This is a genomic window from Methanoregula sp., assembly GCA_026625165.1.
Taxonomy (GTDB): Archaea; Halobacteriota; Methanomicrobia; order Methanomicrobiales; family Methanospirillaceae; genus MVRE01.
On sequence record CP112999.1, the window covers coordinates 132011 to 154158 of the forward strand.

Below are 22148 nucleotides of genomic sequence, written 5' to 3' on the forward strand. Positions count from 1 at the left end.
CCGGATGCCGGTTCTGCATTCAGGGAATGATTAAGTACCATCTGCCGGCAACCGGATCGGTGCTGAATACGGCTGGTGCAGCGTGCAGGAAGAAGGTTCTGTTCTATAATTTATACCGGATTTTGTCAAGCCTCCCGCGCCTTCCTTTAAGGTATAGGATAGCAATAATCGCTATGATAATCAATATCAGATACAGGTTTTTAACCGCAATACCTGCAATAAATATCACCATATTATAGAAAATCCCTAACGGGCTTGACGGTGAGGGGGTCGGGATTGTTTCGGGAGGTACCTCCATGGTTACTGATGCTGTGACTGGGACTTTTGACGGTATTGCGCTGGAGAAAAGTGCGATGCAGCAGAAATGGGAAACTGAAGTTGAGACTGTACCGGATTTGGTGTCATAGGTTGTCGGAAGATCGATCCATGATCCTGATTTTGCATCGAATTGACTAATAGTGTATTGCTGGCTCCACTGGGCATTGGGGGGGGTAAAGGTGATCGTGACTGATGGTGAAAATGTAGCGCCGTCTGGCTGGAAGTTATAAGCAAGCCCTGCAAACGAGAGAGTATTCGGAGATGGCATCCCAAAAATATGATGAACAGAAAGCGTTTCGATGCTTACTGATGATAGGGGGTTGCCGCCAGAATCAAATGCGGTCACCCCCTGACCAATGGCGATTGTTGCGAACTGGTCAGCAGATTCCAGCACTGTTGTCTGGGTCACCACCCCCTGATCGTTGATATAGAGGTCGGCGCTCTTTGCAGTTGGTGCAGCGGGATTGGCCTCCGGCTGGTTCTGCGACGGCTGGTTCTGCTGGGAGCCAAGACCCTGCCCCGTACTCTTCCCGTCGCCCGTATCGGCTCCGGACTCAGAACCGGCAGACTGCTGGCTTGCTCCGGAATGGTCCGTGGCACCAAGATAGGCCATCTGAAAGACGTTGCCGGAGCCGGAGAGCTTGGCGAGGGCAAATTTGGACATATAAGAAATCTGGGAAGGTATCTCAACTTCGAAGAATTCTAAATTATTAACGCCATCATGACCAACAAATACAGGTTTGAGAACTGTTCCCCACAATTTGTCGCAGGTATCCCAGCCCATCATAATAACAAAGGTCTTATCCCGTCCATCAGGAAGTGACGTTGAACCCTGTACCCAATCTGAGGCCACACTCATATTTACAAAAGCATGAGATGGTGCAGTAATACCAGATCTGGTGGTATTCAGGGTGTATGCAACATTCTTGGAACTGAATCCCGATCCTTGGATAATGTTTTCAAAATTCGTGTTATCCGTAGGTATTGTCCCGTTCCAGATCTCTGAATACAACATTGCAGGTATAGTATACCTGTTGTGGTGCATTTCATAGTTGACCGGGAGATTTGAACCGATTTCTGCGGGAAATCCTGTTGGAGTAAGATCCTTTATTTGGAGAATCACATGGGTGATATTTCCTATATAATTCGGGGCTGTAAATGAGAATCCGTCTGAATCTGAAACCAGCGTCAGGTTCTGCCAGCCAAACACATCAGGGGGGCGTGTTATGAGAATCGTTGGATCTGGATTAACTGATGGAATGGCCCCGGAATTTATCGTTATTTGCTGGTTTGATCCAATTGTGGATGCCGTGAGCCCTGCAATATTAGTTGTGGCAAGGGAATGGGCTCCGGCCTTGACTATGATGTAATTTGGTTCTGTTGTGACACCCGGCCCATAGATATTCGTGGCGGTCAGTGAGACAGAATACCTCCCCGGTGTGTTGTAAATATATGTGTGATTCTGATTGGTGGAGGTTCCAAGATCTCCGAAATCCCATGCCCAGCCTGTTGGTGCTCCGGTTGCTGATCCGTTAAAGACCACCGTGAGAGGGGCTATTCCTTCCCGCGGACTTCCAATTATACTCGGAATTGGCGCTGCACCAACGGATATGCGATGGACCAAAGCACCGGTCGTTGTATTACGGCAGTGCGGTGAACCTGCAGTCAGTTCAACATCATACGTACCTCCTGTGGAGAATGTGTGAGCCGGGCTCTGTGCTGTTGAGGTTGTTCCATCGCCGAATTTCCAGAGCCAGTGGGTTGGTGAATTTGTTGAAGCATCGGTAAACTGAACTGCCAGAGGAGGTGCCCCCGAAGTAATATTTTCAGTGTAGAGGGCTGCCGGGCAGGAGACAACAGTTCCATACGTATACATGTAAATCTGGGTTGGTGCTCCCCGGTCGTCCTGCCAGATGATATGGTTGTCTGAGTTCAATCCGGGTTTCCAGTCCGGAGGAATAGAGTTACGAACAAGTGAACTCGTGGTTGTTATTATTAATTCAGGAGGAAGGGACGAATCGAAAAATGCAAGATCATAATTCGGGTCCCCGACAATCTGATCATCCATCCAGATCAAATAAGTACTGCATACAGCTGGAGAGATCTTGTTGGAACCTGCTACAGTAACCTGTTGTGCAGGGCCACCGACCGATAGGTCATACTTGAAAATATCGAAAGATCCCCCACCCGAATCACCTGACCATGCAATCAGATCGCTATTGATAACCGGAGGAAATTGCGTTAATCCCCCACCATTAAATATTTCAGTGGTTGGCCATGGAGGGGGAGATCCGGTATCAATCATATAAATATCCCCCTCAGCATTCATTCGCTTATCAAGCCAGACAACCCTGTCGCTACCGATGGATGGCCATGTCTGGTCAGAATCACCTGTACCCGGCGTCAGGATATGCCAGTTGCCCCCGGTCAGGTCGAACATGTCGACATCTGAGTGGCCGGCGGTAACATTCTCCCAGACAATCTTGTTACCGGAGACTGCCGGATGTATTTTCTGTGAAACACCAGTGAGTGGAAGGCGGTTTGTGGTACCGTCATAGGAATCAAGATCCGTGTAATAAATGTCATAAGTCCCCACACCATCCCATTCGTACCAGACAACGCGATCACCACTGATGCCGGGCTCTTTGGCAAACGAAAGTGTTTTTCGCAGCGTTATTTCGACACCGGTCTGGTAATTATAGGCAATAATTGACTGGTTTGAATTATCTTCCCAGACGATCCATTGATCGCCGATTGCCGGGTTAATATTTGAATGGATCTGGAGATCCGTAGAGATCATCGTTTCAGTACCGACTGCCAGGACATGCCCGTTAACCAGCAGGGAAAATACTAAGGTTGTAACTATGAATTTAAAAAGAGAAAAATTAGTATTTCTTTGAGGATCCATAACCTGATCCCTTCATGTAAACCTCACCCATCCGATTCCTTGGAATGTGGACTCGAACCATTCCTGTTTAAGACCGAACAGACCATCGGTTCTGATAGAATTATCCTGTAGTTTCCCAAGATATTGAGTAATATTTGCTTTGGGGGTCCAGATACCATTTGCGAGTTTGTCCCATCCCAGTGCAGTAATATCTCCGGCATAATTCTTTCCCCATGGGTTGCGGAGGACTATGTATTTACCAGCACCGTTTGTTAGGGTTCCGAGGACAGAATAGGTATGTCTGGATGCGATGGTAGTGTCAGAATAACTGGCATCACCAGGAATCGGGTCATCAGGAATCTGATTTCCGGGATCGTAGGTCCATGCAACTGTCGGGTACTTGGTCTTTGAAGAATTGCCATTTATTACAGCATTGTATTTTATTAGGATATCATAACTGTGCATGTATTGAACCGGGTTTGTATTTGGTATTTTCAGAATAGGATTGTCATTGTTTCTTATATCGCGGATGAGAAATGCTGAGGGAAAATTCGTAATATTGTTTGTGCTGAAATCATATTTTTTCCCGGTCAGATTGAAAAGGGAATTGAGGGGGCTCCCATCGGATAAAGTACCAATATCCAGATCTCCGGATTGCCGCCCTTCAATAGGGGATCCATCAGGTGCATACATCAGATCTGAAACGAGTGGTTTTGGGAGGAGTTGGTTAGTTACCAGAAAGTTATGGAATTTCGCGTATGCCTTTTCATATACTGAAGGATAGCTCTCATTTTGCTCCGTAGGCGAAGCATATACCGGCAGATTGTTCACATCAAGGATAATTCTTGAGTCAACACTGCTGTCATAAGACTGTTTGACTCCATTCAAATCTTTATAATAAAATCTGATTGTAAAAGGTTCATTGGTCAGATCCAAGGGGCATTTTGCTGCACCAATTGCTGTATAGTTCATCCATGTGTTTGAATAAAGAGCAGCAATAAAATAGCAATCAATACTGGCTCCCTGCACACAATCATTAATCATCTGTCTTTCATCAGCTGGCGCCGGGCGGTAAACAAACGAAGGATTGGACGGTGCTTTTTGAATTTTTTTAGGACTTCCCCTGTTTTTTGCCGCGGCTCCAACCTGAGCATTTGTAGCAAACATGGGTAAGAAAAAGAGGATTGGATTTAATGCCATAAATGAGCCTGATGAAAAAGAACTTTTTTTCATGATTTCCATCAGTTTATTTGCTACCAATTTGGGAGAATATATTAGTGCATTGTTTTTGGAATTAAATATTAGATTATACGGCATTCCAAAAGCCTGGATCAATTCCCGATCCGCCTTAATGAGATTGACCTCATATCCAAGGATCATCCGGGCGACAACGAAAGGATTTGCAGCACCAATATGACAATGGGATTTTTCATTATCTTTATCCCAATTTGGATTTTCTGTCCAACCTCCGTCACCAAACACTTTCTTTACAAAACCTCTGTCAGCCACCATTGGTTTTTTCATCGAGCCTGAAACAGTATCCCTCATTTTGAAGTTGTCCGACATCGATCATTACCTCCCTTCCTGCCGATCCGCATAATAACAATACAGTTGTTTGAAAGATAGATCGGATCAATGTATACTTTCATTCAGGGTTGATAAATTTTTTCTATAATTATAATCAGCAATTTAAGATCAGCATTTTAAGGGATAATTCAAGGATTTTGGAATATTCCTTAAAAGGTATTGGGAACGTAAATAACCAAAAATATTGAAAATAAAATAGAATCTTTCGAAAAGATTTGAAATATGATCTCACTTCACTACTCAAATAAGCTTCTTAACCTTGTCCGGCACTGCCCCGTCTATCCCTATGGAAGGTCGACGCCCTTGGCCAGCCGGAGACGATTTGCCATGTCCTCTTTTGACCTCGATACAAACTGGATGCGCTCTCCCATTTCTTCAGTCTAATGGACCTCCAAGGATCCAACCGCGTTTGATGTGAATAATTGCATTGACTGTATTCTCGAAAAAGAATTCCTTCATCCAGAGAATCCTTGTAAGATATCGACTGGGTTTTTTATAGGGCTCAGAAAAATCTGTGGGAACCAACACTTATTTGAACATCACAGGCCTCCGTTGTTGGTTACACCCACCCTCTTCAAAATTGAAGTATCCATGTACTATCGACGGGAAACAATATTTTCCTGCTGATGCTCTATATCAATCGCTGTTCATACGGTATTTCACAAGGAGTCCATTTTTGTAAAATCACCAGTTTTTAATAGCATCACGCAATACTCCTACTATTCATGATTTGGGATGGAAATGTCCCAAAACGGGATCGACCTGAGAAAATTGTTTTGCACTTCCCTGGTATACTATAAAAATTAAGGAGTTTTTATATGGCTGAGGATATAAGAGACCTGATCGAAAAAATCAATCGGGAAGGGATTAGGGCTGCGGAAAAAAAGGCTCAGGAGATAGAGGCTGCGGCAAAAAAAGAAGCCGATGACATTCTTGCTCATGCAAGGCTTGAGGCAGACAGAATTATTGCTGCCGCTCAGGACAGAATAGGCCGTGAAGACGAAAAAGAGAAGGTCCGGCTTGCCCAAGCAGGAAGGGACATGCTTCTTTCCTTAAGAAAAGAAATTACCTCGATGCTTGAGAGCATTATGGTTTGGGAAATCCGGCAGGCTTTAACCCCAGAGGCAATATTCAACCTTATATCCGGAGCAGCAAAGCAATATGGCGCCGGGGAAATTAGGGATATTACGGTTTTTCTGAATAAAGAGGACCTGGATGCCTTAGAAAAACATTTCCTGCACAAACTGAAAGAAGAAACGAAGAAAAATATTATTTTGAGGTCTTCGGAAGAAATTTCAGGTGGTTTTACCATAAGTTTTGATGATGGAAAATCCTGCTATGATTTTTCCGATAAAGCCCTGGCAGAATATATCGGTACATATCTCAAACCGAAATTAAACAAGACTCTTCAGGAGGCAATCAAGGGATGAAATAAGATGGCAGATCTTTATACATATTTAATCGCAAGCCTGCCGATGCTGCATTTCGGAATGAAGCCGCCATTCTCTTTTGAGCGGTTCCTTGAAATATGTCGCCCTCTAATCCCAACAGAAGATTTTCAACTGTTACGTGCCCTCCCGCAACCCGAACAATATTTTACAAAAGGCAGAAGACCCAGGATTATCCGGAAATGGATCGGGTTCGATGTTGCCTTAAGAAATGAACTGGTTAAGATACGTGCTACCAGAAAACACGTTGAGCCTGCGACATACCTGCGCCCTGAAGGCTCCAGCAGTTCTTCCCTTGCCCCTGCAATTGTGGCAGCGACCATCAATACTTCTGTTCTTGAGCGCGAGAAGGCACTGGATGAAACACGCTGGAAAGCTTTGGACGAGCTGGCAACAGGCCATTATTTTGATCTGGATTTTCTGATAACCTATGCCTATAAGTTATCGATACTGGAACGATGGGAGAAAATACACAATGCAGACAGAACAATCCTGCTTAAACAAGCTTTACAGCATTAACGGAGAATAAATGACAGCACCAAGAAAAGGCCGTATTACCAAAATCAACGGTAACATGGTCACTGTCAGGTTCGATTCTCCGGTCATGCAGAATGAGGTTGCCTATATCCTGCACGCAGGAGAGCGGCTTAAATCAGAAATCATCCGTGTGCACGGCAACCTTGCGGAGATGCAGGTCTATGAGGCAACCAGCGGTTTAAAAATCGGCGAAGAGGTTGAGTTTACCGGAGAGCTTCTTTCGGTTGAATTGGGACCGGGGATGCTCGGCCAGATATTTGACGGCCTGCAGAATCCTTTGCCTGAGGTTGCCAGACAATGCGGCTTTTTCTTAAAACGTGGTGTATATATCGAGGCGCTTTCTGATACCCGGGTCTGGGATTTTACTCCTCTGGTAAAACCCGGGGACAGAGTACGGGCCGGGGATAAAATCGGATTTGTGGTCGAAAAAATTTTCAGGCACTACTGCATGGTCCCCTTTTCTTTATCGGGAAATTTTGAAATTGTTTTTATTGAAAATGCCGGCAGTTTCACTATCCGCCAGCCGGTTGCTCAGATAAAAGAGCCTAACGGAAAAATCCATCCTGTATATTTAAGCCAGCATTGGCCTGTGAAAATCCCAATCAAGGCATATGCCGAGAAACTCAAGCCCGGCGAACCTCTGGTTACCAGGATGCGGCTTATAGATTCGCTTTTTCCTGTGGCCCGTGGAGGGACGTATTGCATTCCCGGTCCTTTTGGGGCAGGGAAAACAGTTTTGCAGCAACTGACCAGCCGGCATGCCGAAGTTGATGTGGTAGTTATTGCCGCCTGCGGCGAGCGTGCCGGAGAAGTAGTTGAAACAATAAAGACATTCCCTGCCCTGATTGACCCCAGAACCAACCGGCCATTAAGCGACCGCACCGTGATTATCTGTAATACCAGCTCCATGCCTGTAGCAGCAAGGGAATCCAGCGTCTACACGGCAGTAACCATTGCCGAATATTACCGTCAGATGGGTCTTAACGTACTTTTACTTGCAGACTCCACATCCCGCTGGGCCCAGGCCATGCGCGAGATGTCAGGAAGGCTCGAAGAGATCCCCGGAGAAGAGGCATTTCCCGCATATCTGGAGTCGCGCATCGCCTCTTTCTACGAAAGGGCAGGTGTGGTGCGTTTATATGACGGCTCTACCGGTTCGGTTACAATTGGCGGGGCAGTCAGCCCTGCAGGCGGAAACTTTGAAGAGCCGGTAACCCAGGCAACATTGAAAGTAGTAGGTGCATTCCACGGGCTTTCCCGCAGCCGTTCCGATGCCCGCAGATACCCGGCAATCGATCCGTTAATCAGCTGGAGCAAGTACAGGAGTTTTATTGATGAGAAACAGGAGGAGCGGGGGCACGGGATCCTGCGCAAGGGTAACGATGTGGCACAGATGATGAAAGTTGTCGGAGAAGAAGGGACTTCGCTTTCCGATTACACAGACTACCTGAAAGGGGAATTTTTTGATTCTGTCTATCTGCAGCAGAATGCCTTTGACGCAGTTGATGAAGCTACTCCAAGAGAACGGCAGATATATGTCTTTGATTTTATATACCGCATTATGGAATCGGAATTTTTCGTTGAAGATAAAGGTACGGCTTTACATTTTTTTCAGCAGCTCAGACAACTTTTTAAGGGATGGAATTCCGCTCCCTGGCAGAGTGAAGAATATGAGAAAACTGAGAAAGAAATCAGGGCGTTTTTGCTCAAGCGGTTAAAGAAAGGTTAGCATGCAGAAATTATATACCAACATAATTCAGATTGCCGGGGACGTCATTACTGTCGAGGCAGAAAACGTAGGCAATACAGAGATGGCCCAGGTGACGACAGGGCGGAGAACTTCCCTGGCCCAGGTCATCCGCCTTGACGGAAAAAAAGTATTTTTACAGGTTTTTGCAGGAAGCCGCGGCATTTCAACGGGCGATAAAGTCAGATTTTTGGGACACCCGATGCGAATCGCCACCGGTACAACTCTTTTAGGCCGGATTTTTAACGGGAGCGGTATGCCGCTGGATAACGGGCCGGCACTTTCTGATAATCTCATCGATATCGGCGGCCCCCCGGTCAACCCGGTAAAAAGAATTATACCGGACAAGATGATTCGTACCGGAATACCCATGATAGATGTGTTCAACTCCCTGGTTGTGTCCCAGAAGCTCCCGGTTTTTTCCATTGCCGGCGAGCCATATAATGAATTACTGGCAAGCATAGCAACACAGGCGGAAGTCGATATCATCATTTTAGGCGGCATGGGTTTAAAATACGACGATTACCTTTTCTTTAAAGACACCCTTGAAGAACACGGCGCTCTTTCCCATTCGATTGTGTTTATGCATACCGCAGCCGATCCGGTCGTGGAGTGCCTGCTTGTTCCGGATATCAGTCTGGCGGTTGCAGAAAATTTCGCCCTTGAGGGAAAACGGGTACTGGTATTATTGACGGATATGAGTAATTTCTGCGATGCGTTAAAAGAGATTGCCATTACCATGCAGCAGATCCCCTCCAACCGGGGATACCCGGGCGACCTGTACAGCCAGCTGGCAGCGCGTTATGAAAAAGCAGTTGATTTTGATACCGCAGGCTCAATTACTATTCTTGCAGCAACCACGATGCCAGGAGATGATGTAACTCACCCGATTCCGGACAATACCGGCTATATTACGGAGGGTCAATTCTACCTTAAGAACGCCGTGATTGAGCCATTCGGGTCCTTAAGCCGTCTGAAGCAGCAGGTCAACGGCAAAACCCGTGATGACCACCGGACGATTATGGATACCATGATCCAGCTTTTTGCCGATTACCGCGAAACGCAGGAAAAGCAGGCCATGGGGTTTCAGATGAGTGCCTGGGACATCAAGCTTCTTAAATACGGAAAACTCTTTGAAGACAAAATGATGTCGCTAAAGGTGAATATCCCGTTAGAGAAAGCGCTGGACCTGGGCTGGGAGATTCTGCACGATTGTTTCTCGCCCGACGAAACCGGGATTAAGAGATCCATGATAGACAAGCACTGGCCGAAATAGTATGAAAATAAAACTTACTCAGGGAGAGCTTAAAAGACAAAGAGATGCCTTGCATCAGTACGAGAGGTATCTGCCCACCCTGCAGCTAAAAAAGCAGCTGTTGCAGCTTGAGATTGTACACCAGCAGAATGTTCTGGCAAAGAGAAAGAATTCGCTGTCCGTAAAGGAGAAATCAGCGGAAAACTGGTCCGGGCTTTTAATTGAGGCACCCGAAATCAGGCAATGGCTTATCATTAAAAAAACCATTGCCGTAAACAAGAACGTTGCCGGGGTTGATGTGCCGGTTTTTGAACGTGCAGATTTTGAGCAGGCAGAGTATGACCTGTTCTTAACACCTCTTTGGGTGGATGCCGTGCTGGAAACAATAAAGGATATGATCTCTTTACTGGAAGAGATAAGGGTCATTGAACAGGGAATATCTGTTCTTCAGCATGAATTGCGTATTACCACGCAGCGCGTCAACCTGTTCGAAAAGGTAAAAATCCCCGGGGCAAAAGAAGCAATCCGTACAATTAAAATCTATATCGGGGACCAGATGACCAATGCCGTGGGCCGCAGTAAAATTGCCAAAAATAAAATTGAAAAAGCTAATCTGGAGGAGGTGGCGGTATGATTGTTCCGATGAAAAAAGCCACTGTCCTTATCGAAACAAAAGACTCAGAAGCAACAATAAAACATCTGAGTAAATTAGGGGTTTTGCACGTTGAGCACCAGATTCAGCCACAGGACAGAGATATTTCTGCGCTCCAGGAAAAAGCGACCCTGATTGATTCTTCGTTTGAAGTCTTAAACCCGGTGATTGAGATAGAGAAAAACATACAACCGCAGAAGAAAATCAGCGGGGACTGGGTGACGGTTGCCAGCCACATCATCGGACTGGGCAGGCGAAAGGAACAACTGGAGATATCTTTTAGAAACATCACCGGTCAGATCAATGAGTGGGCGCGATGGGGTGATTTTGATCTCCACCAGATTCAGTACCTTAACCAAAACGGCATTTACCTTAAACTTTTCAAGGTACCGGTAAAAGAGATCAAGAGTTTTCCAAAAGACGTGATGGTGAAAACGATATTTACGGAAGGCGAGAGTGCTCATTGCGTCGCGATATCCCAAAGGTCGTTCGAATGCACTTTTTTAGAAATTCTTCCGCCAAAGCAAAGCCTGTCTCTGCTTAAAGAGCGGCTGGCCGAGGATATTAAGGCTGCAGAAATGATTGAAGGGGAGATTATTGAATGCGCCTGTTTTTATGATGACCTCTCGGGAGTCAGGACAAAACTAAAAAAAGAAATTGAATTGCAGCAGGTAGTAAACGGCATGGGGAAAGAAGGGGCAATCAGCTATGTAACCGGTTACATCCCATTTGACGCAGAAGGGCATCTCATTGCAAAAGCTAAAAGTAGGAAATGGGGGATTGTCATCACCGAACCTTCCGAATGGGATAATGTACCGACGCTCCTGCGAAATCCCAGATGGGTCAGTATGATTAAGCCTGTGCTTGGTTTTCTGGGGCTCACACCCGGATATCACGAACTTGATGTGAGTATGCCGTTTCTGATCTTTTTTGCAATCTTCTTTGGCATTCTTATCGGTGATGCCGGTTATGGGATGGCCTATTCTTTAATCACGCTCCTGATCACGATCTGGTTATGGAAAAAGATGAAGCTGAATACTGAGATAAAAACCATTATTTCGTTATTTTTTCTTTTAAGTTCCTCTGCAATACTGTGGGGTGTTCTGACTGGTACCTTCTTTGGTCAGACATGGTTGCTGAACTTAGGGTTTAAACCTCTGGTTCCCCAGTTAAACAATCCCACCTTCATACAAACGTTCTGCTTCTTTATCGGCGCGCTGCATTTATCTATTGCCCATTCATGGCGGGCATACCTGAAAATTCCGTCGCTGAAAGCGCTAGCTGATGTGGGGTATATCTGCATCCTCTGGACCGCATTTTTCCTGGCCAATACGTTAGTCCTGGGAGAAGCATTTCCACCGTGGGGGATATGGCTGGTCGTTACAGGGGTTGTCCTTGTGATTTTATTTACAAACCCCCAACCAAATATTCTGAGAGCCATCGGAGAAGGGCTTGGGACGATAGTGTTGAGCTTTATGAACAACATTACAGATGTGATCTCGTATGTACGGCTTTTTGCGGTTGGGCTGGCAACTCTCGCCATAGCAGAGACTGCGAACACCCTGGCATCCGGGACATCCGGATTCGGAAATGGTGTCGTAGCTCTTGTGGCAGGTGTCGTAATTCTTATCATTGGTCATGGCCTAAACCTCATGTTAGGACTGATGTCAGTACTCGTGCACGGTGTCAGGCTGAATGTGCTTGAATTTTCGGGACATGCGAATGTGGCTTGGAGCGGGGTGGAATTCAAGCCATTAAAGAATGAACAGGAGGACATCGTATGATACAATTCAGTGATCTGGGAATGGGTCTGGTACTCGGCCTGTCTGCCTGCGGTTCTGCTGCCGGAGCAGGTATTGCCGGAATGGCTGCGATTGGAGCATGGAAGAAGAAGTACAGCCAGAATAAGCCGGCGGCATTTATGCTCGTTGCTTTTGTCGGTGCGCCGCTTACCCAGACGATCTATGGAATGATCGTCATGAACGGGATGTATGAACTTGCTGCTCAGGGCCAGTACCTTGTGGGTATCGGTGCCTTCTGCGGTATGGGTATCGGCCTGTCTGCCTACTTTCAGGGTAAATGTGCTGCCTGCGCCTGCGACGCCATGGAAGAAACCGGCAAGGGATTTGGCAATTACATGATCATACTGGGCATAACCGAGACCGTGGCCCTGCTGGTGATGGCGTTTACCTTGGGCATTTTGAGTAAGCTTGCCGGAGGATAAGTTCCTTTTTTTGACGTAGGGGAGAAGATCACCATGCGCTCCTCCCTCCTGAAGACCTTTATCTTTGTTTTTCTCATCGGAGGACTGATGATATTTGCTATCGTACTGCTTCCGGGACAAATCCGATGACTGCCGTACCGGCATCATCCGGAAAGTCAAGCCTCCATCGTTCCCATTTATTCCGGCGTACGGATGATGATTACCGGCCGTTTTGCGTTCGTAGCCACCGTATGCGCTGTGCTGCCGAGCATCAGTTCACGGAACCAGCCTCTTCCATGGGAGCCCATCCAGATGACTGAAACGTCCTCCTCATCGGCAATTCTTATGATCTCGAGGGGGGGATCCCCCCACTTTACAATTGCCCTGACTTTTATGCCCTTTGCAGCAACACTGCTGCGGATTGCTTCCACCTGTTCCTTTGACTTCAGGACCGCATTCTCGATCTCCCTTTTAGTCTCGCCCTGAGATACCACATGGAGGAGAATGACCTCCCCCACCCCCCTTGTCGTGCTGAGAAGGGATATCGCACGGTCAGAGTATTGAGAGAAATCAATCGGACAGAGGATCCGGGAGAGTATCATCGGGCAGAACATTTCATAGGTCTTCCCCTTTATCTTCTCGATAATTTTATGGCGCATAATCAGCACATTGGTCCTGCTTTGGCGGAGAACTCCCATTGATACGCTGCCAAGAAGGATCCCATCCACAAGGCTGTTCCCCCGTGCACCTACAACAATCAGGGAAACGCCTCTTTCCTCGGCTGTTTCGATAATTGCTCCGGCGGTGTCAGATGAGATCTTTACCGACGTTGTCACCCTAAGATTTTTGCTGAGGTTTTCAAGATAGTATTTCTCTTCCTCGAGGAAATTTTCGCCGGTCCGGTAGAATATATCCCCTATCTTTCCACCCCCCCTCGGAGATCTGGCCTCTTCGACAACGTGGAGCAGGATGACATCACGGGCTCCCGGAAAACCGGCGATGCAGTCAAGCGTCTTCTTTGCATATTCTGAAAAATCCGTGGGGAAGAGCACTTTTTCAAACATAAATTACATCCTGATAGACACTACCTGACCCTGCCACATATAGCGTACTGCGGGGTCTTCTTTTTTAAACATTTCCTACTGCCTCCAATATTTTAATGGTATCTTTGGATATTTTACCTGGTTTACCCTTAAGCCAGCCCGGAAACGTTATGCAATACCGGTATGCTTCAGGACACAGGGTCATTATGGGGTGGAATGTATCGTTATTCCCTATCTGATAAATGGAGCAGGAAACATTTCGCTCCAATGAAATTTTTTTGTTTGATTTCCCGATCATTTTAACTCTCCCACCGTCCTGTATCACGCGCCCATGTTTCCGGGGTTGAACCCAAACAGGTTCGGATTGCCACCTTGATCCGGCAGATTTGGTTAAGGAGAAACATTTATCGTTACGGACAGTAGAGGTGAGAGCGATTATAATTGAAATCTGCCTATGCCGACCAATATGACCGAGATCATCGAGAAGTTGAAAAAAGGAGCGATAGGCCGTTGCCGGGAGCGAATCATTGAAGCACGGGCGAACCCGAAAGAGACTATCACCATAACAAAAAATTCGCACCAGAACCACGGTCTGACCTCACACTTAAAAAAAATGCGGGGGTTATAAGGGGGATTGTAGATGGTGCCGGAAAAATCCGTTTTGCAGCAGGTTCGTGAAAAGGAGCTGATGTTCAGCATCAAAATATATGAGGCACGCGGGAAAGCCGAAGAAGTAATCCAGAATGCAAGAAAAGAAGCCTCTGAAATGGTTGAGAATTCAGAGAGGGAGGGGAAAAAGGCAGCCCGGGAATTATACGAAAGAGAGATGGAAATCATACGACAGGAGGTTGAGCAGCTCAGAAGTCAGGGCATACAGGAGGCAAAGGCAACAAAAGCAGAGGCGGAACGTAATTTAGAACCAGCGATCCGGAATATCGTGACAACTGTCTCAATGGGATAGGGCACCATGCTGCAGAAGATGAGAAAAGTCCAGATCATAGGGCCGAAAAAAGAACTGCAGAGCGTTGTTGATATCCTGTACCATACCGGAACTGTTCATCTTGAGGACCTCTCAAAGACCATCCTTCCGGGTGATACCATCTTACGGAAGATGGATATCGAAAAAGGCGGGGATATCGCAAACATTCTGGTAAAGATCGGGGGCATTTTCCTCGCTCTGCCCAAAATACGTGATGATGCCGGGAAGCAGGCAAAGATCTTAGAAGAACTCCGGATCAAAAGCCACAACGACCTGATTGCGAGGGCAAACCAGGTGATTGAGGAACTGGAATCGACCACAAAGGATCTTGCCTCGACCAAGAATGACCTGGAATTCACCCTTAATGCGCTGGACAGGTATGAAAAAATCATTAAAAAGATCCAGCCATTGGAGAACCAGTTGCCGATTCTGGAAGGGTTTGAAGTTACAGTCATCCTCATTCAGCGCGAGTTCAAGGATGTCCTTGAGATCATAAGGAATACGCTTGTCGAAATTACCAGAAATCAGTTCGAACTGATCTCTGCGGATGTGGACGAGGCAACCATTGCGACGGTTGTCGTGTTCAACAAGAAATACTCCGAACAGGTGCACTCGTTCATCTTCTCCCAGAATGTGAACGAGGTCAGGCTGCCATCGGAATATCTGGGAAAACCGTTCCATGAAGTCCTTCACCTGATTACGGAAAAAAGAACAAAGTTGGGTGAGGAGATCGGGGTCATTGATAACAAACTCGTGAAACTCTCGGCAGAATGGTACCAGGAGCTTGCAGTCCTCAAAAAGGTGCTTGATGACAGGAATGAAGAAGCAGGAGTCTTTGGCAAATTCGGCCAGACAGAGTATACTTTTTTTATCCTTGGCTGGATCCCCAAAAAATATCTGGGCAGTACAAAAGAGGTCCTGAAAAATACATTCGGAAACCGGGTCATCGTCAACGAGCTTGACGTGAGTCCGGATAATATGGACGAGGCACCGACGTTCTATGATAACCCGGCGTTCGTGAAACCTTTTGAATTCCTCATGCAGATGGTCAGCCCGCCCAAGTACCGCGAGGTCGACCCGAGCCCGTTGTTTGCGATTTTCTTCCCGTTCTTCTTCGGTCTCATGGTCGGCGATATTGCGTACGGGATCATTATCCTTGTGTTTGCCCTGATCATGAAAAAGAAGTATAAAATGGAAATCTGGCTCCAGCACCTGATGAACATCCTGATCATATCCTCGATCCCGACTATCTTTTTTGGGATCCTCTTTGGCGAATTCTTTGGGAATTTCGGTGAAGAGATGGGCTGGATCCATCCGGTCAACTTTCTTGGCATAACCTGGAACAGGATCGAGGCGTTGGTGCCTTTGCTCATCCTTGCGATTGCCATAGGGGTGTTCCATGTATTCCTTGGTCTCGCCATTGGAATTATCAATTCCCTTGCCAAGAAGAGCAGGAAACATGCGATTGAAAAGGCGGGGATGATCGCCGCGATCACCGGGCTCCTCCTCATCATCGGAGCCTCGGCAAAGATGTTTCCCGAGATCCTCCTTCAGCCAGGAGTTGTGCTGATCATTATCGCGCTACCGTTAATCATCTATGGCGGCGGATTCTTCGGAGTATTTGAGATCATGAGCACTGTCGGCAACATTCTTTCCTATGCCCGTATCATGGCAATCGGGATGGCATCGGTCATTCTCGCTCTGGTCGCCAATAAACTCGGGGGAATGATGGATGTTGCACTGGTCGGGTTTTTAATCGCCGCCCTTCTGCATATAGTTAATATCGGCCTTGCGATGTTCAGCCCGTTTTTACATTCCTTCAGGCTGCATGTAGTAGAATTCAATTCCAAATTTTACGAGGGAGGGGGAAAGATGTACAAACCGTTTAAAAGGGAAGAAAAAGGAGGATGAGGTGATGTAATGTGTGTTGAGTACGTCGCAGGGTATCGTAAAGGTTCTGTATGACGGTTGAAAATTGACAGCAGCAGTAGTTGTGTTATTTGATTAAAAAAAGGGGTGTTGTTAACAATGGTGGACTGGGGAATTCCTATTGGAGCCGGAATTGCATTCGGACTTGGGGCATTGGGAACAGGTATTGCACAATCAAAGATCGGGTCTGCGGGAGCAGGAACAATTGCAGAAAGACCTGAGACGTTCGGTCTCATGGTAATTCTCGTTGCAATTCCCGAAACTCTTGTGATTCTTGGTTTCGTGGTCGCGGCAATGATCATGATCATGCTTGTATGAATATATGCCCGTACCATAACCGCCAAATGTACGAGGGTATATTGAACCATGCCATATCGGGTGTCTTACGTAACCGGTAACTTTTGGGGGATTATGAGGATTGGATATAAAAATACCTGCTGGAGAGCAATGAACCGGGGTTGGTAATCAGATGTCTATTGAGCAGTTGATCGAATCCGTCGAGGTGAGTGCTGAAGAAAAGATCAGCGAGCTGTTAAAAAAGGCAGAAGACGATGCTGCAGAGATTAAGAAAGATGCACAGGCAAAGGATGAAATTATCAAAAAGAGGCATCTGGCAGCGACCAAAAAATCAATCGAGATGGAGAGAAACAAATTGCTCGCAAAGGTAAAAGAGGAGACCCGGATGGAGTTGACCCGGGTCAAGGATGAAGTCTTCAGAAAAGCCTTTTTGGAAGCCCAAAAAATTCTTTCGTCGGCAAGAGAGCAACCGGATTACGAAAATAATTTCAAAAAATTGCTGTCAGAGGCGGTTCTGGAGATTGAAGGCGGAGAAATCAGCCTGCACATCGACAAACGGGATGAGACCCTCTGTAAAAAGCTGTTGCCGCAACTCAAACTGAACTGCGATATCGTTACCGATGTTACCTGTGCCGGGGGGTTGAATGCGGGCACAAAAGATGGCAGATTCGTCGTGTTCAATACGATAGAGTCGAGGTTTGAAACGGCAAAGGAGATCTTAAAACCGGAAATTATTGAAATACTGTACGGTGGTAAGGGTGGAGTATGACTACGTAAACGCACGGATCAAGGGCATGAAAAGTCGCCTGCTTGACCCGCACGTCTTTGAGACCCTGATCCTTAAGCCCGATGTTGAATCCGTCATTGCCGAGCTGGAAAACACGCCCTATAAAGAGGAGATAGAAAAAGCCAGTGTCCAGTATTCCGGGATTGCATGTATTGAGGTGGCGTTGCGGAAGGATTTCACGAATGCGTTCCGGAAGATCTTAAAATACATGAAAGGGGGGGATGCCGAAGATTATTTACGCATCCTACTGGGCCGGTGGGATGTCCAGAACATCAAGACCATCCTGCGGGGAAAGAACATCCACGTGACACCGGCAGAGATCATCGAGTGCCTGGTCCCGGCAGGAGAACTGGATGACGTTACATTGATCGAGCTGATCAAGCAGCAGGACCCCAAGTCAGTGATCGACCTCCTTGCCACGTGGGGGATCGATTATGCAAAGCCTCTGACACGGAATTTCAGGGAATATTCTGAAAAAAGGGATCTTGCAGTCCTTGAGTATGCGATTGACCGGTTTTATTTTGAACATGCACTGAAAACGCTCAAAGAAGATGGATATGACGATCATGTCGTCCGTGACATGGTCATGACGGAGATTGATGTGACCAATATCAAGAGCGTGCTCCGGATGATACGGGATCACATCGAGATTGAAGAGGCGCAGAGGTATTTGATCAAGGGCGGGATCACACTGAATCCCGAGAAGCTGCTCTCCATGGTCAGGTCAGGAACGCTCGAAGGTGCGATCAAGTTCCTGGAGACAACGCCATACAGCTTCCTCTCCAAAGTACCCGATGAGGTTTTCAAAGCACAAAAAATATCGGTATTCGAAAAAGAACTCGAGAAATACCTTGTAAAGCAGGGGATGGGCCGGATCCTTGGCGACCCCTTAAGTATCGCAATCGCTGTGGGTTATATCTGGGCAAAATACAACGAAATCACCAACATCAGGATCATCGCGCGGTGCAAGACGGCAGATGTTCCTGAAAGAGAAGTGAGGGAGGAACTGATCTATGTATAAATTTGTGGTTGTCACCGATCCTGATTCGGCGCCGGGGTTCCGGCTTGCCGGTGTGGATGTTCTTGAGGCATCGGGTCTTGACGAGGCAAAGAAGATCATATCCCCCCTTATCTATAAGGACGATACGGGGATCATCGCGATCAGTGAAGACCTGATGGCCGGACTGGACGAAAAACTGATAGAAAAGATCAACAGGACATACCGTCCGATCATCATTCCAATCCCTTCGAGGATTAAGGGTATCGACAGGACGAGTTACATCGAACGTCTGCTGCAGAGGGCGATCGGGTATAACATCGTGATAAGGAGGTAGGGGTCATGATAACAGGGGTTATTTCACGGATTTCCGGTCCGGTGGTTCTTTCGGACCAGATGAAAGGATCGAAGATGTATGACGTCGTGAAAGTGGGGAACGAGGAACTGAACGGGGAGATCATACGCCTTGATGGCAGCCAGGCGGTCGTTCAGGTCTATGAGGACACGTCGGGCCTGAAGATCGGTGAGAAAGTCCTGAACACGGAAACGCCCCTCTCGGTTGACCTCGGCCCGGGTCTCCTCTCCTCGATTTATGACGGCATCCAGAGACCGTTGCCGGTGCTGGAAAAAAAGAGCGGCAGTTTCATTTCCCGTGGTATCGCCGTCCCGGGGATTGACAGGGAAAAGAAGTGGGAGTTTGTCGCAACTGCAGGGAAGGGGGATGCGGTATCCGGTGGCGACATTATTGGGACCGTGAAGGAGTACCATATCGAACACAGGATCATGGTTCCCCACCACATTTCAGGAACCATACGGGAGATCCATAGCGGCGTGTTCACGGTTGAAGAACCCGTCTGCACGCTCGAGGGCGGTGTCCCGATAACGATGCTGCAGAAGTGGCCCGTCAGGAAAGGGAGGCCCTACCAAAAAAAGATGGACCCGCGCCTGCTCCTAATCACCGGGCAGAGAATTTTTGATACCATGTTCCCGGTGGCAAAAGGAGGAACCGCCATGATCCCCGGTGGTTTTGGAACAGGAAAGACGGTGGCAGAACAGACCCTTGCAAAATGGTCCGACACCCAGGTTGTAGTGTACATCGGCTGCGGGGAACGGGGAAATGAGATGACCGATGTGCTGACCGAATTTCCCGAGCTTGTGGATCCAAGAACAAAGATGCCCCTTATCCAGCGGACAATCCTGATCGCAAACACATCGAACATGCCCGTGGCAGCGAGGGAAGCCTCGATCTACACCGGGATCACGATGGCGGAGTACTACCGGGACATGGGATATGACGTTGCCCTGATGGCAGACTCCACATCAAGGTGGGGCGAGGCATTGAGGGAAGTCTCGGGCAGGCTGGAAGAGATGCCAGGCGAAGAAGGATACCCTGCGTACCTTGCGACACGGCTGGCCGCATTCTATGAGCGGGCCGGACGGGTGGTCTGTCTCGGTTCCGGCGGGGAACGCCTTGGCTCCATCACGATTATCGGTGCGGTATCGCCACCGGGCGGGGATTTCTCGGAACCCATTACCCAGAACACACTCAGGATTGCAGGAACCTTCTGGGCGCTTGATACCAGTCTTGCATACCGGCGGCATTTCCCGTCCGTGAACTGGATCAAGAGTTACTCGCTCTATCTGGAAAGCTTTCAGGACTGGTTTGTCCAGAGCGGATTTGTCGACTGGAAGGAGTTGCGGGACAGGACGATGTACCTTTTACAGAAAGAGGTTGAACTGCAGGAGATCGTGCAGCTTGTCGGTCCGGATGCACTGCCGGAGAGTGAGAAAGTGATACTGGAGATCACGAGGATGATACGGGAGGATTTCCTCCAGCAGAGCGCCTACCATGAGGTCGATTCCTTCTGCCCGCTCGAAAAGCAGTACTGGATGCTCAAGGTCATCCTTGCGTTCTATGACCGGGCGAGCGAAGCGATGAATCAGGGAATTGCGCTGAACAAGATCCTGAAGCTGCCGCTCAAGGTAGAGATCGGAAGGATGAAGGAACAGGTTGACATGAACCGGATCCAGGGCCTGATTTCCGAGATTGATAAATATATCGGTGCACTTGAGGTGGAGAGATGAAACCGGTCAGCCTCATGACAAAGGAATGCAGGACGGTCAGCTATGTATCAGGGCCGTTGATATTTGTCCAGTACGTAAAGGGGGTCTCATTCGGGGAGATCGCCCGGATTACCCTCCCTTCCGGGGAGGAGAGGACAGGGCAGGTCCTTGACGTGTCAAGGGATCTTGCTGTCGTTCAGGTCTTTGAGGGTACCAGCGGGATCGACAACAAGGAGACCCGGGTCCGGTTCACCGGAAAACCTCCTACGGTAGACGTTTCGATCGATATGCTCGGGAGGACCTTAAACGGTGTCGGAAAACCCCGTGACGGAGGCCCCGACATTATCCAGGAAGCAAGCCTGGATATCAACGGAATGCCGATCAACCCGTACGCGAGGGACAAACCCGCCGACTTCATCCAGACGGGCATGTCCACCATTGACGCGTTAAATACCCTTGTAAGGGGCCAGAAACTCCCGATATTCTCCGGCGCAGGTCTGCCCGCAAACAAACTTGCCGCCCAAATCGCCCGGCAGGCAAAGGTGCTTGGCGAAGGTGAGAACTTTGCGGTGGTCTTTGTCGCCATGGGGATTACATATAAAGAAGCATCGTTCTTCAGGAATGATTTCGAGCGGACCGGGGCCCTTGAACGCGTGGTATTTTTTATGAACCTTGCCGATGACCCGACCATTGAAAGGATTGCAACCCCGAGGTGCGCCCTCACGGTCGCAGAATACCTCGCGTTTACACATAACCTCCATGTCCTCGTGATCCTGACCGACATGATCAATTACTGCGAGGCGTTGCGGGAGATCTCCACAGCACGGGAGGAGGTCCCGGGAAGAAGGGGGTATCCGGGCTATATGTATACGGATCTCGCATCCATCTATGAGCGTGCCGGGAGGATTAAGGGAAAGACGGGATCGATCACCCAGATCCCTATCCTGACCATGCCGGACGATGATATCACCCACCCGGTACCGGATCTCACCGGTTACATCACCGAGGGACAGATCGTGCTTTCCCGGGACCTGTACCGGAGGGGTGCGGACCCGCCGATAGACGTCCTGCCCTGCCTCTCGCGGCTGATGAACCTTGGCATCGGGCCTGGAAAAACCCGCGAGGATCACCGGAACGTTGCCGACCAGCTCTACGCTTCCTATGCGTACGGCAGAGACCTGCGGCGGCTCGTGGCGATTGTCGGTGAAGAAGCACTGACAGAGCTGGACAAGAAATACCTGAAATTTGCAGACGAGTTCGAGAAGAAGTTCATCACGCAGGCAGACGAGAACCGGAGCCTTGAAAGGACACTGGAGATCGGCTGGGATCTCATGTCGATGCTTCCGGAAGAAGAACTGAAACGGATAAAACTGGACTTTATCAGGAAGTATCACCCGGCATACCGCAAGGGATGAGCC

20 protein-coding genes are annotated in these 22148 nt (G+C 48.0%); 16 read left to right on the forward strand and 4 right to left on the reverse strand.

Annotated elements, in window-relative coordinates:
• Positions 1 to 103: 103 nt before the first annotated feature.
• The gene (locus OS112_00725) at positions 104 to 3118 is read right to left on the reverse strand and encodes a PKD domain-containing protein (protein ID WAC05182.1); all 3015 of its coding nucleotides are present in this window, start codon (positions 3116 to 3118) and stop codon (positions 104 to 106) included.
• A gap of 120 nt (positions 3119 to 3238) precedes the next feature.
• On the reverse strand, positions 3239 to 4771 hold the full coding sequence (locus OS112_00730; protein ID WAC05183.1) for a hypothetical protein: 1533 nt from the start codon (positions 4769 to 4771) through the stop codon (positions 3239 to 3241).
• An 839-nt stretch (positions 4772 to 5610) separates the two neighbouring features.
• Between OS112_00730 and OS112_00735 the strand changes: the two genes are divergently transcribed.
• From OS112_00735 to OS112_00765, 7 genes are read left to right on the forward strand one after another with little or no spacing between them, the layout of a single operon-like run.
• On the forward strand, positions 5611 to 6222 hold the full coding sequence (locus tag OS112_00735; GenBank protein WAC05184.1) for a hypothetical protein: 612 nt from the start codon (positions 5611 to 5613) through the stop codon (positions 6220 to 6222).
• Positions 6223 to 6228: 6 nt separating this feature from the next.
• Positions 6229 to 6759 carry a DUF2764 family protein gene (locus tag OS112_00740; GenBank protein ID WAC05185.1) on the forward strand — a complete coding sequence of 177 codons (531 nt, stop codon included), beginning with the start codon at positions 6229 to 6231 and terminating at the stop codon, positions 6757 to 6759.
• Between the two features lie 10 nt (positions 6760 to 6769).
• Positions 6770 to 8506 (forward strand): V-type ATP synthase subunit A, encoded by a 1737-nt coding sequence (locus OS112_00745; protein ID WAC05186.1) that lies wholly within the window; start codon positions 6770 to 6772, stop codon positions 8504 to 8506.
• Position 8507: 1 nt separating this feature from the next.
• Positions 8508 to 9800, forward strand: coding sequence for a V-type ATP synthase subunit B (locus OS112_00750; GenBank protein ID WAC05187.1), 1293 nt, complete (start codon positions 8508 to 8510; stop codon positions 9798 to 9800).
• 1 nt (position 9801) lies between these two features.
• On the forward strand, positions 9802 to 10413 hold the full coding sequence (locus tag OS112_00755; protein WAC05188.1) for a V-type ATP synthase subunit D: 612 nt from the start codon (positions 9802 to 9804) through the stop codon (positions 10411 to 10413).
• A complete protein-coding gene (locus tag OS112_00760) occupies positions 10410 to 12215 on the forward strand; it encodes a hypothetical protein (protein WAC05189.1) in 1806 nt (601 codons plus the stop codon). The genes OS112_00755 and OS112_00760 overlap by 4 nt, the downstream gene beginning before the upstream one ends.
• Positions 12212 to 12655 carry a hypothetical protein gene (locus OS112_00765; GenBank protein WAC05190.1) on the forward strand — a complete coding sequence of 148 codons (444 nt, stop codon included), beginning with the start codon at positions 12212 to 12214 and terminating at the stop codon, positions 12653 to 12655. The genes OS112_00760 and OS112_00765 overlap by 4 nt, the downstream gene beginning before the upstream one ends.
• A 176-nt stretch (positions 12656 to 12831) precedes the next feature.
• On the opposite strand, the gene OS112_00770 is transcribed toward OS112_00765, so the two are convergent.
• Both OS112_00770 and OS112_00775 read right to left on the reverse strand, forming a co-directional pair.
• Positions 12832 to 13698, reverse strand: coding sequence for a universal stress protein (locus OS112_00770; GenBank protein ID WAC05191.1), 867 nt, complete (start codon positions 13696 to 13698; stop codon positions 12832 to 12834).
• 64 nt (positions 13699 to 13762) lie between these two features.
• Positions 13763 to 13975 carry a hypothetical protein gene (locus OS112_00775; GenBank protein WAC05192.1) on the reverse strand — a complete coding sequence of 71 codons (213 nt, stop codon included), beginning with the start codon at positions 13973 to 13975 and terminating at the stop codon, positions 13763 to 13765.
• A gap of 168 nt (positions 13976 to 14143) precedes the next feature.
• On the opposite strand from OS112_00775, the gene OS112_00780 reads away from it, so the two are divergent.
• The 9 genes from OS112_00780 (at position 14144) to OS112_00820 (ending at position 22145) form a co-directional block, all read left to right on the forward strand.
• A complete protein-coding gene (locus tag OS112_00780; GenBank protein ID WAC05193.1) occupies positions 14144 to 14305 on the forward strand; it encodes a hypothetical protein in 162 nt (53 codons plus the stop codon).
• A 12-nt stretch (positions 14306 to 14317) separates the two neighbouring features.
• Positions 14318 to 14638 carry a hypothetical protein gene (locus tag OS112_00785; GenBank protein ID WAC05194.1) on the forward strand — a complete coding sequence of 107 codons (321 nt, stop codon included), beginning with the start codon at positions 14318 to 14320 and terminating at the stop codon, positions 14636 to 14638.
• A 6-nt stretch (positions 14639 to 14644) separates the two neighbouring features.
• Positions 14645 to 16567, forward strand: a complete 1923-nt coding sequence (locus OS112_00790) for a V-type ATP synthase subunit I (GenBank protein ID WAC05195.1) — start codon at positions 14645 to 14647, stop codon at positions 16565 to 16567.
• A 117-nt stretch (positions 16568 to 16684) separates the two neighbouring features.
• On the forward strand, positions 16685 to 16903 hold the full coding sequence (locus tag OS112_00795) for an ATPase (GenBank protein WAC05196.1): 219 nt from the start codon (positions 16685 to 16687) through the stop codon (positions 16901 to 16903).
• A gap of 151 nt (positions 16904 to 17054) precedes the next feature.
• Positions 17055 to 17651 carry a V-type ATP synthase subunit E gene (locus tag OS112_00800; protein WAC05197.1) on the forward strand — a complete coding sequence of 199 codons (597 nt, stop codon included), beginning with the start codon at positions 17055 to 17057 and terminating at the stop codon, positions 17649 to 17651.
• Positions 17632 to 18690 carry an ATP synthase A1 subunit C gene (gene ahaC / locus OS112_00805; protein ID WAC05198.1) on the forward strand — a complete coding sequence of 353 codons (1059 nt, stop codon included), beginning with the start codon at positions 17632 to 17634 and terminating at the stop codon, positions 18688 to 18690. Before OS112_00800 ends, ahaC begins: the two co-directional genes overlap by 20 nt.
• The gene (locus OS112_00810; protein WAC05199.1) at positions 18683 to 19003 is read left to right on the forward strand and encodes a V-type ATP synthase subunit F; all 321 of its coding nucleotides are present in this window, start codon (positions 18683 to 18685) and stop codon (positions 19001 to 19003) included. Before ahaC ends, OS112_00810 begins: the two co-directional genes overlap by 8 nt.
• 5 nt (positions 19004 to 19008) lie before the next feature.
• Positions 19009 to 20751 (forward strand): V-type ATP synthase subunit A, encoded by a 1743-nt coding sequence (locus OS112_00815; GenBank protein WAC05200.1) that lies wholly within the window; start codon positions 19009 to 19011, stop codon positions 20749 to 20751.
• Entirely contained in the window at positions 20748 to 22145 is a 1398-nt protein-coding gene (locus tag OS112_00820; protein ID WAC05201.1) for a V-type ATP synthase subunit B, read from the forward strand. The genes OS112_00815 and OS112_00820 overlap by 4 nt, the downstream gene beginning before the upstream one ends.
• The last annotated feature ends 3 nt before the right edge of the window (positions 22146 to 22148 follow it).

What these genes read in the sequence shown, in the direction of transcription:
- OS112_00725 (WAC05182.1), bottom strand. Translation starts at nt 3,118, where the DNA reads ATGATCTCTACGGATCTCCAGATCCATTCAAATATTAACCCGGCAATC.
- OS112_00730 (WAC05183.1), bottom strand. Translation starts at nt 4,771, where the DNA reads ATGTCGGACAACTTCAAAATGAGGGATACTGTTTCAGGCTCGATGAAA.
- OS112_00735 (WAC05184.1), top strand. Translation starts at nt 5,611, where the DNA reads ATGGCTGAGGATATAAGAGACCTGATCGAAAAAATCAATCGGGAAGGG.
- OS112_00740 (WAC05185.1), top strand. Translation starts at nt 6,229, where the DNA reads ATGGCAGATCTTTATACATATTTAATCGCAAGCCTGCCGATGCTGCAT.
- OS112_00745 (WAC05186.1), top strand. Translation starts at nt 6,770, where the DNA reads ATGACAGCACCAAGAAAAGGCCGTATTACCAAAATCAACGGTAACATG.
- OS112_00750 (WAC05187.1), top strand. Translation starts at nt 8,508, where the DNA reads ATGCAGAAATTATATACCAACATAATTCAGATTGCCGGGGACGTCATT.
- OS112_00755 (WAC05188.1), top strand. Translation starts at nt 9,802, where the DNA reads ATGAAAATAAAACTTACTCAGGGAGAGCTTAAAAGACAAAGAGATGCC.
- OS112_00760 (WAC05189.1), top strand. Translation starts at nt 10,410, where the DNA reads ATGATTGTTCCGATGAAAAAAGCCACTGTCCTTATCGAAACAAAAGAC.
- OS112_00765 (WAC05190.1), top strand. Translation starts at nt 12,212, where the DNA reads ATGATACAATTCAGTGATCTGGGAATGGGTCTGGTACTCGGCCTGTCT.
- OS112_00770 (WAC05191.1), bottom strand. Translation starts at nt 13,698, where the DNA reads ATGTTTGAAAAAGTGCTCTTCCCCACGGATTTTTCAGAATATGCAAAG.
- OS112_00775 (WAC05192.1), bottom strand. Translation starts at nt 13,975, where the DNA reads ATGATCGGGAAATCAAACAAAAAAATTTCATTGGAGCGAAATGTTTCC.
- OS112_00780 (WAC05193.1), top strand. Translation starts at nt 14,144, where the DNA reads ATGACCGAGATCATCGAGAAGTTGAAAAAAGGAGCGATAGGCCGTTGC.
- OS112_00785 (WAC05194.1), top strand. Translation starts at nt 14,318, where the DNA reads ATGGTGCCGGAAAAATCCGTTTTGCAGCAGGTTCGTGAAAAGGAGCTG.
- OS112_00790 (WAC05195.1), top strand. Translation starts at nt 14,645, where the DNA reads ATGCTGCAGAAGATGAGAAAAGTCCAGATCATAGGGCCGAAAAAAGAA.
- OS112_00795 (WAC05196.1), top strand. Translation starts at nt 16,685, where the DNA reads ATGGTGGACTGGGGAATTCCTATTGGAGCCGGAATTGCATTCGGACTT.
- OS112_00800 (WAC05197.1), top strand. Translation starts at nt 17,055, where the DNA reads ATGTCTATTGAGCAGTTGATCGAATCCGTCGAGGTGAGTGCTGAAGAA.
- OS112_00810 (WAC05199.1), top strand. Translation starts at nt 18,683, where the DNA reads ATGTATAAATTTGTGGTTGTCACCGATCCTGATTCGGCGCCGGGGTTC.
- OS112_00815 (WAC05200.1), top strand. Translation starts at nt 19,009, where the DNA reads ATGATAACAGGGGTTATTTCACGGATTTCCGGTCCGGTGGTTCTTTCG.
- OS112_00820 (WAC05201.1), top strand. Translation starts at nt 20,748, where the DNA reads ATGAAACCGGTCAGCCTCATGACAAAGGAATGCAGGACGGTCAGCTAT.